The organism is Pseudomonas sp. TE50-2, assembly GCF_040813665.1.
Taxonomy (GTDB): domain Bacteria; phylum Pseudomonadota; class Gammaproteobacteria; order Pseudomonadales; family Pseudomonadaceae; genus Aquipseudomonas; species Aquipseudomonas soli.
In genome coordinates, this window is record NZ_JBFNXN010000001.1 from 1,706,078 (window position 1) to 1,718,894 (window position 12,817).

12 protein-coding genes are annotated in these 12,817 nt (G+C 65.8%); 1 reads left to right on the top strand and 11 read right to left on the bottom strand.

Annotation, left to right across the window (positions count from 1 at the left end):
* The first annotated feature begins 19 nt into the window (after positions 1-19).
* A complete protein-coding gene (locus AAHK21_RS07780; RefSeq protein WP_367856913.1) occupies positions 20-1,777 on the top strand; it encodes a bifunctional diguanylate cyclase/phosphodiesterase in 1,758 nt (585 codons plus the stop codon).
* A gap of 53 nt (positions 1,778-1,830) precedes the next feature.
* Here AAHK21_RS07780 and AAHK21_RS07785 read toward each other — a convergent pair whose 3' ends face one another.
* From AAHK21_RS07785 to AAHK21_RS07835, 11 genes are all read right to left on the bottom strand, one after another.
* Positions 1,831-2,199: a hypothetical protein gene (locus AAHK21_RS07785; protein ID WP_367856914.1), complete on the bottom strand. Its 369-nt coding sequence runs from the start codon at positions 2,197-2,199 to the stop codon at positions 1,831-1,833.
* On the bottom strand, positions 2,196-2,540 hold the full coding sequence (locus AAHK21_RS07790; RefSeq protein ID WP_038705561.1) for a helix-turn-helix transcriptional regulator: 345 nt from the start codon (positions 2,538-2,540) through the stop codon (positions 2,196-2,198). The genes AAHK21_RS07785 and AAHK21_RS07790 overlap by 4 nt, the downstream gene beginning before the upstream one ends.
* Positions 2,541-2,630: 90 nt before the next feature.
* The gene (locus tag AAHK21_RS07795; RefSeq protein ID WP_367856915.1) at positions 2,631-3,071 is read right to left on the bottom strand and encodes a YkvA family protein; all 441 of its coding nucleotides are present in this window, start codon (positions 3,069-3,071) and stop codon (positions 2,631-2,633) included.
* 281 nt (positions 3,072-3,352) lie between these two features.
* Positions 3,353-4,075, bottom strand: a complete 723-nt coding sequence (locus AAHK21_RS07800) for an FKBP-type peptidyl-prolyl cis-trans isomerase (RefSeq protein ID WP_367856916.1) — start codon at positions 4,073-4,075, stop codon at positions 3,353-3,355.
* A 284-nt stretch (positions 4,076-4,359) separates the two neighbouring features.
* Complete coding sequence (locus AAHK21_RS07805) at positions 4,360-5,364, bottom strand: PleD family two-component system response regulator (protein ID WP_046856850.1); 1,005 nt, start codon at positions 5,362-5,364, stop codon at positions 4,360-4,362.
* Between the two features lie 51 nt (positions 5,365-5,415).
* Complete coding sequence (locus AAHK21_RS07810) at positions 5,416-6,429, bottom strand: chemotaxis response regulator protein-glutamate methylesterase (protein WP_038705558.1); 1,014 nt, start codon at positions 6,427-6,429, stop codon at positions 5,416-5,418.
* The gene (locus AAHK21_RS07815) at positions 6,426-8,726 is read right to left on the bottom strand and encodes a hybrid sensor histidine kinase/response regulator (protein WP_367856917.1); all 2,301 of its coding nucleotides are present in this window, start codon (positions 8,724-8,726) and stop codon (positions 6,426-6,428) included. The genes AAHK21_RS07810 and AAHK21_RS07815 overlap by 4 nt, the downstream gene beginning before the upstream one ends.
* Entirely contained in the window at positions 8,723-9,388 is a 666-nt protein-coding gene (locus AAHK21_RS07820) for a chemotaxis protein CheW (RefSeq protein WP_256591220.1), read from the bottom strand. The genes AAHK21_RS07815 and AAHK21_RS07820 overlap by 4 nt, the downstream gene beginning before the upstream one ends.
* The gene (locus AAHK21_RS07825) at positions 9,385-10,632 is read right to left on the bottom strand and encodes a CheR family methyltransferase (RefSeq protein WP_367856918.1); all 1,248 of its coding nucleotides are present in this window, start codon (positions 10,630-10,632) and stop codon (positions 9,385-9,387) included. The genes AAHK21_RS07820 and AAHK21_RS07825 overlap by 4 nt, the downstream gene beginning before the upstream one ends.
* Entirely contained in the window at positions 10,629-11,150 is a 522-nt protein-coding gene (locus AAHK21_RS07830; RefSeq protein ID WP_367856919.1) for a chemotaxis protein CheW, read from the bottom strand. The genes AAHK21_RS07825 and AAHK21_RS07830 overlap by 4 nt, the downstream gene beginning before the upstream one ends.
* Before the next feature lie 5 nt (positions 11,151-11,155).
* Positions 11,156-12,778 (bottom strand): methyl-accepting chemotaxis protein, encoded by a 1,623-nt coding sequence (locus AAHK21_RS07835; RefSeq protein ID WP_038705554.1) that lies wholly within the window; start codon positions 12,776-12,778, stop codon positions 11,156-11,158.
* Between the last annotated feature and the right edge of the window lie 39 nt (positions 12,779-12,817).

Sequence of the window (12,817 nt, forward strand, 5' to 3'; positions counted from 1 at the left end):
TCAATTCAGGAAGCAGTCCATGACCGTCACCGAACAGCTCAGCGCATTGAGTGCCATCTTGGCTCAACGCAGCATCCACTGTCTGTTCCAACCCATCGTCTGCCTCTCCGAACGGCGCATCCTCGGCTATGAGGCCCTGAGCCGCGGCCCCTCCAACAGCCCTTTGCACTCACCCCTGAACCTGTTTGCCATCGCCCGCCAGGCCGGTCGCCTGGGTGAGCTGGAGGTGCTGTGCCGGGAAACCGCCTGCCGACGCTTCAGCGAGCTGAACCTTGCGGGCCAGCTGTTTCTCAACGTCTCGCCCGAGTCCCTGGTGGAACCCAACTACCCTTCCGGGCGCACCCTGCAGATGCTCGAACAGGTCGGCCTGGCCCCCAGTCGGGTGGTCATCGAACTGACCGAGCAGACGCCCACCGAAGACTTCCAGCTGCTGTACAACGCCCTGCACCACTACCGCGACATGGGTTTTTCCATCGCCCTGGATGACCTGGGTGCCGGTTACTCGAGCCTGCGCCTGTGGTCGGAACTGCGCCCGGACTATGTGAAGATCGACCGCCATTTCATCGATGGCATCCACCTGGACCCACTCAAGCGTGAGTTCGTCGGTTCGATCCTGCAGATCGCACGCGCTTCCCGCGCTCAAGTAATCGCCGAAGGCATCGAACTGGCCGAGGAACTGGCCATACTGGGCGACATGGGCGTGGATCTGGTCCAGGGCTACCTGCTCGGGCGCCCCCAGGAGTTTCCCCCAGGCGACAGCCTCGGCCTACTGCCCCCGGCGCCGGATACCGCCGTGGCGCTGGAGGAGGACAGCAGCGATCTCAGCGCCCTGCTCATCCTGCAACCCTCGGTCACGCGCGATACCCCCATCCAGCAGGTGCTCGAGGCGTTCCACCGCCAGGCCAACCTCAATTCGCTCGCGGTGCTGGATGAGCGTGGCAAACCCTGTGGCATCGTCCACCGCCATTCACTTGCCGACGCCCTGCTCAAGCCTTTTGGTACCGACCTGTTCGCCCGCAAGCCAATCAGCCGGTTGATGAGCCAGGACTTTCTCGCCGTCGAGCGCAGCCAGTCGCTGCAGCAGGTCAGCCGGCTGCTTACCAGCCGCGCCCGCCAGCGCATCGAGGAAGATTTCATCATCACCCAGAGTGGGCGTTACCTGGGCCTGGGGCGAGTGATCGACGTACTCAAGCTGATCACCGAACAGAAGATCCAGCAGGCCAGGCACGCCAACCCACTCACCCTGCTGCCCGGCAACGTGCCGATCCAGCAATGCCTGGCGCGCCTGCTACTGCAACGGCGCGAGGCCGCCGTATGCTACGTGGACATCGACAACTTCAAACCCTTCAACGATATCTATGGCTATGCCCGTGGCGACGAAGTGCTGTTGTGCCTTGCGCAGTGCCTCAGCGACTGCGTCGACCCAAGCAGGGATTTCGTCGGCCATATCGGTGGGGATGATTTCATGCTGGTACTGGGATCGGCAGACTGGCGAGCGCGGCTTGAACTGCTGCTGGAGGCCTTCGTCCGGCAGTGTCGACGCTTCTATCGTGGTGAACACCTGGAGGCCGGCTGCTTTATTGCCCATAACCGTCAGGGCCAACGGGAAACCTTCGAACTGCTGTCGCTGTCGATCGGGGTGGTCTGGCTTGCGCCTGGAAGCTGCGCAGGGCTGGATGCCGGCCAGTTGGCCGAGCTCGCCTCACAGGCGAAAAGAAAGGCCAAGGAAACCGGCGGGGCGAGCCTGAGCCTGATCGACACAACGGTACTGGAGTAAAACCTGGCAGGCTCCAGCAACCGCCACCGCGTAAGGTAGCCCCTCCCCTGGTTTCAGGCCTCTTCCGGGTAACGGTACTCGAACACCCGCACCACTTCCGAGGCATGCCAGGACGCCGCCTCCATGCCGTCCACCGGCCCGGAAAACCGTCCCAGGCGCTCGACACACTCGAAAAACCCGGTGCGTGGCAGGCGGCTGGCGCCTTGGCTGATCACCAGCGAACTGCGCAGCGGCTGCTCGGCGCGGGCGTCGAGCAGCGCCAGGTACTCAAGGGCCGCGGTCAAGGTCTGCATGGCCGGGCTGGGCAGTTGCAAACGCTCAAGCAGTGCCCGGTAGGTCAGCAGATGGCGTTGCCGGCGGGCCAGGTCGAGCTCGCTCAGCAGGCCCTGCCATTGCTGACGGCTGATCCTGACCTGGCTCATGACGGCTCGCTCCAGCCGGCCACGCCCAGGTGCCACGCCAGGCTGCGCAGAATGGCCGCGTCGGGGCGGCGCTCCCCGGACTCGATCATGGCCAGGTATGCCGGGCTGATGCCGACACTGCGGGCCAGCTGCTCCGGCGCCAGCCCCTTGGCCTGACGCAAGGACGCCAGCTCATCCAGTGAGGACAGGCTGGCGCTTGGTTGAGTGCTGGCAACATTGCTGTCGGTGACGGGTGCGCTGGCCGGTGCCTGGCCTGCGGCCGCGAGCAACGCCTGATACTGCTCCCAGGGAACCACTGCGTACTCGGGCTGACCGTCCCGGCTGATGACCTGAATACCCATACAACCCCCTTGACGTTGGATTACGGCATGTAATCCGTAGGCATAACCCTTATGCCAATTATATTACCAACCTCGGGGGTCTGTGCGGAATCAGCTGCCAGGCCTTTCCAGGCGCAGCGCTTCGGGGGTATCCGGTAGCCGTTCGACCACGCGCAGCCGCTCCGGCGCCTGGCTGTCGCGCCAGGCCTTGAAGCGGCCCAGCTCATCAGCCACGGTCTTGAGCACCCAGCCCAGCACGGCGATGTCATCGAGCAGGCCGACACCCAGCAGCCAGTCGGGGATGGCATCCAGTGGGCTGACGAAGTAGAGCAGCCCGGCGACGATGGTCACCAGTGCCTTGGGGCTGACAGCGCGGTACTCGCCACGCCACCAGGCCAGGCAAAGCGCCTGCATCAGGCGCAGGTCCTCGCGCAGCTGGCCCAGCCTCGGCCCTTTGCGGGCCACTGCGAACAGCAATGCCGGCAGCCGGCCGCGGCTGAGCAAGCGTTCGGCAAGGGGCAGGAAGCGGGCGAAATTCCAGGGTGCGCTCATGGGGCCTCCAGGGGAGCCGGAGGTTATCCACATTTATTGTGGATAACCTTGTGAACAGGGCGGCATTGACGCCGCGTGGTGCCCACCGGGCAAGGGCCGGGTACGAATCGGGCGTTTTTTACACAACCGTTTCAACCGCGCAAACGTTTTGCGACAACGGCACCTGTATTCAGGCCGGGCACTGCTTGCGACAGTGAATGACGCCAACGGTTCGCGTCAAGCACTGCTGAAAACGACGACGCCCCGTCGAAACGGGGCGTCTTCATGCAACACGACGGCTATTACTTGGCCGGTGCTTCGCCAGCCTTGACCGGGTCTTTGATGGCCAGCAGTTCCAGGTCGAACACCAGGACCGAGTTGGCCGGGATCAGCGGGCTCGGGCTCTGGGCGCCGTAGGCCAGTTCGGCTGGGATGTACAGCTTGTACTTCTCGCCGACATGCATCAGTTGCAGGCCTTCGACCCAACCCGGGATCACGCCGCTGACCGGCAGGTCGATGGGGCTGCCGCGCTCGACGGAGCTGTCGAATACCTTGCCGTCGGTCAGCTTGCCCTCGTAGTGGACGGTGACGACGTCGGTCGGCTTGGGTTGCGGGCCATCGGCCTTCTTCACCACTTCATACTGCAGGCCCGAGGCGGTGGTAATCACGCCAGGTTTCTTGCCGTTCTCCTCGAGGAACTTCTTGCCGGCGGCGGCTGCTTCCTCGCTGGCCTTGGTCAGGCGTTCTTCGGCGCGCTTCTGCAAGGCGGTGAAGGCTTCGACCAGCTCTTCGTCCTTGATGCGCTGTTCCTTCTTGCCAACAGCGTCCTCGATGCCTTGGGCGACGGCTTTCGAGTCGAGGTCGTCCATGCCTTCCTGGGCCAGGCTCTTGCCCATGTTCAGGCCGATACCGTAGGAGGCCTTCTGTGCTGGGGTCTTCAGCTCGACGCTGCTGGTCTGGGCGTCGCAACCGGCGAGGACCAGGCCTACCAGGGCAACCGCGGCCGCCAAACGATGCTGTTTCATGTAATTTCCTTGTTCATGCGCCATGAGGGCAATCAGGGTAAAGCCGCGAGCTTAGCAGGCGGCCGCGACCAATGGCTACCGGCATAAGAGCGGGTTGGGGGCAGGAAGTTCCTGGGTGAAAGGTTGTTCATGGTCGCACAGGCAGCCTTTGGCCAGTATTCACGCTGTTTCACGAGTCGTAGCACGCTTTTGCAGGTGGGGCTCCAGTCTTGCAATTGCTGTTGCGGCCTCTCGCCGGCAAGCCGGCTCCCACAGAAAACACCGTTGCCCTTTCAGGAACTGACTCAGGCGATCCCGACCTGATTGCGCCCACTGTTCTTGGCCAGGTACAGCCCCTTGTCCGCCGCCGAGATCAGCTGCCGGCAATGGCTGCCGACACTCGGAGTCAGGGTCGCCAGGCCGATGCTAACGGTCAGGTGCGACGCCGCCTCGGGCACGGTGTGGGCGATCTTCAGGCCCATGATGGTCTGGCGCAGCTTTTCGGCCACCAGGCGCGCGCCGCCGGGCGAGGTGTTGGGCAGCACCAGGGCGAACTCCTCGCCGCCATAACGCGCCGGCAGGTCGGTGGGACGCGAGCAGCAGCCACGGATGGCCTCGGCCACCTGGCGCAGGGCCTCGTCGCCGGCCAGGTGGCCGAAACTGTCGTTGAACGCCTTGAAATAGTCGACATCGATCATCAACAGCGACAACTGCTGCTGCTCGCGAATCGCCCGGCGCCATTCCAGCTCCAGGTATTCGTCGAAGTGACGGCGGTTGGACAACCCGGTCAGGCCGTCCGAGTTCATCAGCCGCTGCAGCATCAGGTTGGTGTCGAGCAACTGCTGCTGGCTCACGCGCAGCGCGCGGTAGGCCTCGTCGCGCTGCAACAGGGTGAGGTAGGAGCGCGAGTGGTAGCGGATACGCGCCACCAGCTCGATGGTGTCCGGCAACTTGACCAGGTAGTCGTTGGCCCCGGCGGCAAAGGCCGCGCTCTTGACCAGCGGATCCTCCTTGGTCGACAGGACGATGATCGGAATGTCCTGGGTGGCCGGGTTGTTGCGGTATTCGCGCACCAGGGTCAGGCCATCGAGGCCCGGCATGATCAGGTCCTGGAGGATCACCGTGGGCTTGATGCGCATGGCCTGGGCCACCGCCTGATGCGGATCGGCGCAGAAGTGGAAGTCGATGTTCTCTTCGTGGGCGAGGCCACGGCGCACCGCTTCGCCGATCATGGCCTGATCGTCGACCAGCAGGACCATCGCCGCACTTTCGTTGATGGTCGTGAAACCTTCGATCGGTAGATCATTCATGCGTAATCACCCGTCCACTGCCGGCCACGCGGCGCGACTCAATACATATCGTCATTTCGGAAAGATTTCCATCAGTCGTCCGGCGATTCGCTCCAGCGGACGTATTTCCACCGCAGCGTCGATCGCCGCGGCGGCCTTGGGCATGCCGTACACCGCGCTGCTCTGCTGGTCCTGGGCGATGGTCAGGAAGCCCTGCTGGCGCATCAGTTTCAGGCCTTGGGCGCCGTCGCGCCCCATGCCGGTGAGCAGCACGCCCACCGCATCGCCGGACCAGCAACGCGCCACGCTCTCGAAGAACACATCGATCGAGGGCCGGTAGATTTCGTTGACGGGCTCGGCAGTGTAGGCCAGCTCGCCATTCTTAAGGAGGCGGATATGGTGGTTGGTGCCAGCCAGCAGCACCTGCCCCGGCTGCGGCGGCTCACCCTCGCGGGCCAGGCGCACCGGCAGGCCGGAGGCGCTGCTGAGCCACTCGGCCATGCCGGCGGCGAATACCTGGTCGACATGCTGGACCAGCACGATGGCCGCCGGAAAACTGCGCGGCAGCCCCTTGAGCAGTACTTCCAGGGCGGCCGGCCCGCCCGCGGACGAGCCGATGGCCACCAGTGCGCGGCGCTGCGAGGCCTCGCGCAGCGGCACGCTAACCGCCCGAGGCGCGCTGGGCCGCTGCTGGCCGATCAGCCAGCCGATATTGAGGATCTTGCGCAGCAGTGGCGCGGCCGCCTCGCGTGCATCGCCCGCGCCCAATGCCGGGGTGTCGACCACATCCAGGGCGCCATGGCCCATGGCCTCGAACACCCGGTGCACGTTCTGCTTGCGATCCACGGTGACGATGACGATGGCGCAGGGGGTTTCGGCCATGATGCGCCGGGTCGCTTCCACGCCGTCCATGACCGGCATGATCAGGTCCATGAGGATCAGATCCGGCGTCTGCTCGGCGCACAGGCGCACCGCCTCGGCGCCGTTGCCGGCGACCCAGATCACCTGGTGCGCGGGCTCGAATGCCAACGCCCGGCGCAGGGCCTCGACGGCCATGGGCATGTCGTTGACAATGGCGATTCTCATCCCTGGGCACCTCCGATCAGCTCCACGACCGCATCCAGCAACGCATCGTCATGGAAGCTGGCCTTGGCCAAATAATAGTCGGCACCGGCATCCAGTCCACGACGCCGGTCTTCTTCGCGATCCTTGTAGGACACCACCATCACCGGCAGGGATTGCAGGCGGTTGTCGCGCCGCACCAGGGTGACCAGCTCGATCCCGTCCATGCGCGGCATGTCGATGTCGGTGATCAACAGGTCGAAATCATCGCTGCGCAGCGCGTTCCAGCCGTCCATGCCGTCCACGGCCACCGCCACTTCGTAGCCGCGGTGGCCCAGCAGCTTGCGTTGCAGCTCGCGCACGGTGAGCGAGTCGTCGACCACCAGGATGCGCTTGCGCACCGCACCCTTGACGCCCCGCCCACCGCGCTCGATGCGCTCCAGGCGGCCGGTGCTGAGCAGCTTGTCCACCGAGCGCAGCAAGTCCTCGACATCGACGATCAGCACCACCGAACCGTCGTCGAGCAAGGCCCCGGCGGAGATGTCCTGGACTTTGCCCAGGCGCGGGTCCAGCGGCATCACCACCAGCACCCGCTCGCCGATCAGCCGCTCGACGGCCACCCCATAGAGCTGCTCGCGCTCGCGGATCACCACCACCCGCAGGCTCTGTTCGTCGCCCTGGGCCGCCGGCCGGTTGAGAAGCTGACTGGCGGCCACCAGGCCGATGTGTCGCCCTTCGTGCCAGAAGTGCTGCCGCCCTTCGATCTGCACGATGGCCTCGGCCGCCACATCGACGGTACGCTCGATATGCGCCAGCGGGAAGGCATAGGCCTCGCCGCCCACCTCGACGACCAGGCTGCGAACCACCGACAAGGTCAACGGCACTTCCACATGGAAGCAACAACCCTGGCCGGCCACCTGGGTCAACTCGATGGAGCCGCGCAGCTCCCGGACCATGTGCTGCACCGCATCCAGGCCGACACCGCGCCCGGACACTTCGGTGACCGTGTCGCGCAGGCTGAACCCCGGCAGGAACAGGAAGGTCAGCAGCTCGGCCTCGCTCATCTGCGCCACCGTCTCGGCCGGCGACAATGCGCGCTCGACGATACTCTCGCGCAAGCGCTGCAGATCGATGCCGGCACCGTCGTCGGACAGTTCCAGGATCAGCAGCCCGGCCTGGTGCGAGGCGCGCAGGCGCACGGTGCCCTCGCTCGGTTTGCCGGCCAGCAGGCGCTGCTCGGGCAGTTCGATGCCATGATCGACCGCGTTGCGCAGCAGGTGTGTCAGCGGTGCCTCGAGCTTTTCCAGCACGTCACGGTCGACCTGGGTCTTCTCGCCCTCGATCAACAGGCGCACCGGCTTGTCCAGCGAGCGCCCGAGGTCGCGGACCATCCGGCTCTGGCCGGTGAGCACATCGGCGAACGGACGCATGCGACAGGCCAGCGCCGTGTCGTATAGCAGTTGCGCGCGCTGGCTGGCCTGCCAACCGAACTCGTCGAGATCGGCCGCCTGCTGCAACAGGATCTGCTGGGTTTCAGCCAGCAACTGCTGGGTCTGGGCCAGCGCTTCCAGCACCTCCGGCCCCTGCCCGCTCTCTTCCAGCTGGGCCTTCAGGCCATCGAGGCCGCGCATGCCCTGGCCATGCATGCGCTTCAGGCGCTGCAGGGTGGCCAGGTAGGGTTTCAGCCGCTGGGTCTCGACCAGCGACTTGCTCGACAGGTCCAGCAGGCTGTTCAAACGGTCGGCGGTCACCCGCAATACCCGCTCTCCCCCCTCACCACCGCGCTTGCCGGCCTTGCGGGCAGGCACGGGCTCAGCTTCGGGTTCAGGCTCAGGCGGGGCCTGGAGCGTTGGCTCGGGTTCCGGCCGCGCCGGCAAGGCAGCGGGCGGCGCGCCCGGAACGCCAGCCTGCGCGATCACCGGCACGGGCGCCGAAGGGTCGAGCAGTGCTGTCATCTGTGCCAGGAACACCGCCACGGCGGCGTCGCCACCCTGATCTCCAGGGGTCGCGATGCGCATCAACAGGTCAGTGCCCTGCAACAAGGCGTCGATATGCTCCGGGCGCAGCAGCAGGCGACCTTCCTGGGCGGCCACCAGGCAGTCTTCCATGACGTGGGCGACGCTGACCCCGGCATCGATACCGACAATCCGCGCCGCCCCCTTGAGCGAGTGCGCCGCACGCATGCAGGCCTCGAGTTGATCGGGTTGCGCAGGGTTGCGCTCCAGTGCCATCAAGCCGGCGCTGAGCACCTGGGTCTGGGCCTCGGCCTCCAGGCTGAATAGCTCGAGCAGCGACGCATCGCGCATTTGCTCCGGGGTCATGACAGGCTCCGCTTCACGGCTGACATCAGGTGTTGTTCATCCAGCACACGCACACTGCGCCCTCGCCACTGCAACACGGCGGCGGTGAAATGCGCCGCATCGCGGCCGTTGTCCTGGCCCGCAAGGTCGAGACGATGGATGCCGTCGATCTCGTCCACCGGCACCACCACCGGCCCGCCCTCGGCTGCCAGGATCAGCATGCGCGGCATGCTCCGCCCGGTGCGCTCCGCGCCCGCCTGCGTCGGCACGCCCAGCAGGTCGGCGAGCGACAGGCAAGGCACCAGCGCACCGCGCACATTGGCGACGCCCTGCAACACCCGCGAGCGCTGGTGCGGCAACGAGTGCACCGGCTGCGCCGGGGCGATCTCGGCCAGGCAGGCGGTGGCCAGGGCCAGCCACTCCTCGCCCAGGCGGAACAGCAGCATCGAGCGACCGACCGCGCATTCCTCCACGATGGCCGTTTCGACCTGCTCGTCCTGGACCAGCGCATAGCGGTCCAGCAGGCGCGTGGCCGCGTCGGCATACACCTCGCAATTGCGGCAGTGCACATGCCGCTCCAGCAACGGACACTGCTTGTCGCCATGCACGCCGATGCGGTTCCAGCAATCATCGATGGGCTGGTCGTCATTGGCGATCAGTTGCATATGGTATCCGCCGCTCATCGTTCAGACTCCCTGCCGGCCCGGGCGGCACGCTCCTGCAGGCGCCGGGCACCGGCCTCGTCCCCCTGCGCGGCCAGCAGCATGGCCAGGTGCATCAGTGCCTCAGGGTGCTGCGGTTCGAGGTAGAGCGCCTTGCGATAATGGGTGATGGCCTGCGCGGCATCGCCTTCGGTGTCACTGAGCAACCCCAGCCAGTAATAGACCTGCGCCTTGGGGGCGAACTGGCGCAGATAGCGTTCGCAGTCCGCCCTGGCCTGCTGGTTTTCACCGGCATTGGCCTGCCGGGCAATGAGGGCCAGCAACTGCGCTTCGTCTTGCGCCGGTACCGGCGCCGCTGGCACCGCGCTCGACCTGGCGACGCGGGGCGGCAGTGCCACGACACGTGGCGGCAGCGGCGCAGCGACCGGCTGGCGCGCAACCGGCAACGGCTTGGCAACAGGCGGTGGGGCATCATCCTGGCGCACGTAGGCGAATGACTGGGCAATCCCCAGCGGGCGCATGCCCAGGCGCGCCAGCAGGCTGCCCTCGGCGGGGCCGATGAACAGCACGCCCTGGGCGTGGATCAGGCGCTTGAGTACCTCGAACACCCGCTGCTGGGTCGGAACATCGAAGTAGATCAGCAAGTTGCGACAGAACACGAAATCGTATAACCCTTCACGCGCCTTGAGCGCCGGGTCGAGCACATTGCCCGCCTGCAGGCTGACTTGCTGGCGCACCCGTTCATCCAGGCGATGGGTATCGCCGCTTGGGCTGAAGTGCCGCTCGCGAAAGGCCAGCTCGCTGCCGCGGAAGGAGTTGCGACCGTACAGCGCCTGCTCGCCCTTGGCCACCGAACTGGGGCTGATATCAATGCCATCGACGCGGAAAGCGCCCGGGCTCAGGCCACCGTCGAGCAAGGCCATGGCGATCGAGTAGGGTTCCTCACCCGTCGAGCACGGCAGGCTGAGGATGCGCAGGGGCCGTGCGCCGGCAAGTTCTGCCGCACGCTTGTGCGCCAGCCCCGCCAGCGCGGTGAAGGATTCGGGGTAGCGGAAGAACCAGGTCTCCGGAACGATGACCGCCTCGATCAGGGCCTGCTGCTCATCGCTGGACTGCTGCAAACGCAGCCAGTAGTCGTCGAGATCCGCAGCCTGCACGAGCGTGCAGCGTTGGCGCAGGGCGCGCTCGACCATCGCTGTGCCGACCGACTCCACGTCCAGCCCGATACGTTCCTGCAGGAAACGGAAGAAACGTTGCTCGCTCATGCTGGCTCCTGCCCGGGCTCGACGGGGTACAGCAGCTCACGCACCGTATCCGACAACAGGTCGTTCACCTGGATGCGCTGCAACAAACCGCGGGCGTCCTGGCGCACCGGCCCGAGGTAGCGCGCGTCGGCATTGTCCAGGCCGTATGGCTGGAATTCCTCGGGGGCACAGCGCAGCGTATCGGTGGCCTGCTCCAGGACAAGCCCCAGTTGCAGGTCAGGACGGCGCGAGTCGGCGCGGTAGTGCACCAGTACCATCCGCGTACTGCTGCGCGACTGTGCCGGCACACCGAAGCTCAGCGCCGACAGGTCGATCACCGGTACCAGCACACCACGGTGGGCGAGCACGCCGGCCACCCAGCCCGGCGCCTGGGCGATGGGCTTGAGGGTACGGCACGGCAGCACTTCGATCACTTCGCGCACGTCCAGGGCAAAGCGCTGGTCGGCGATGCGAAATTGCAGGTACAGCACGCCCTTGCCGGCTGATTCGCGATCCTCGCGAGGGGACGGTTCGTTCATCGTCGTCAGACTTTGAACCGCGAAACACCGCCACGCAGCCCGGCGGCTACCTGGCTCAGTTCGTCGATGGCGAAGCTGGCCTGGCGCAGCGATTCAACGGTCTGGGTACTGGCATCGCTGAGCTGGGCCAGTGCCTGGTTGATCTGCTCGGCGCCGGTTGCCTGGGCCTGCATGCCCTCGTTGACCATCAGCACCCGCGGCGCCAGCGCCTGCACCTGATGGATGATCTGGCTGAGCTGCTCGCCCACTTGCTGCACCTCGAACATGCCGCGGCGCACCTCCTCGGAGAACTTGTCCATGCCCATCACCCCGGCCGACACCGCCGACTGGATCTCGCGCACCATCTGTTCGATGTCATAGGTGGCCACGGCGGTCTGGTCGGCCAGGCGGCGTACTTCGGTGGCGACCACGGCGAAACCGCGACCGTACTCACCGGCCTTCTCCGCCTCGATGGCGGCGTTGAGCGACAGCAGGTTGGTCTGGTCGGCGACCTTGACGATGGTCACCACCATCTGCGTGATGTTGCTGGCCTTCTCGTTGAGGATCGCCAGCTTGGCGTTGACCAGGTCGGCGGCGCCCATCACCTGGTGCATGGTCTCCTCCATGCGCGCCAGGCCCTGCTGGCCGGCACCGGCAAGGCTCGAGGCCTGGTCGGCCGACGAGGTGACTTCGGTCATGGTGCGCACCAGGTCACGCGAGGTCGCGGCGATTTCCCGCGAGGTGGCGCCGATCTCGGTGGTGGTGGCGGCCGTCTCGGTGGCGGTGGCCTGCTGCTGCTTGGAGGTGGCGGCGATCTCGGTGACCGAGGTGGTCACCTGCACCGACGAACGCTGGGCCTGCGACACCAGGTTGGCCAGGGACTCGGCCATTTCGTTGAAGCCGCCCTCGATCGCGCCGAACTCATCCTTGCGGTCCAGGCTCAGGCGCATGCTCAGGTCGCCCGAACGCAGGCCGTCGAGGGCGTGCACGATGCGCTGCATGGGAGCGGTGATCGCGCGCATCAGCAGCAGGCCGCAAACGCCGGCGGCGACGATTGCCAGCAGCAGCGAGACGATCATGCTGCCTTTGGCGGTGGCCACGGCGCTGACGATTTCATTGGTGGCGTTGTCGGCCGACTCCCGGTTGCGCTCGATCACTTCGTTCAGGTGCAGGCGCCCTTCTCTCCAGGCCGGCGTCAGCACCTCGGCGATCAAGCGCTGGGCTTCGGCGTAGTTCTTCTGGCGATAGGTTTCCAGGACCTGATCGACGATCTTGACGTAAGCCTCTTCCTGGCGCGTGAAATCGTCGAACGCGGCCTGGTCGGCCGGGTCGCGGATAGTGCCCTGGTAGCTGGCCATATGCTGCTTCAGACGGTCGTCGAAACTCTTGAACAACTCGGCATCGGTCGTGGTGAACTCGCGGTGGTTCGACAGGCCGACCAGTTGCTGGCTGGTCACGTAGCTGTCGACCCAGGCGCTGCGAATCATCGAGCTGTAGTAGAGCCCGGGAATGCTGTCGGACCCTACCGCCTCCTCGCTGGACTCGATCGCCACCAGCCGCGAGTAGGCGGCCACGATCATCAGCAGCATGATGGCGATGATCACGGCGAAACTTGCCAGGATCCGTTGGCGCAAGGTCCAGTTCTTCACATTCAGCCCTCAGGAATTCGATACGAGCGGGAAAAATCG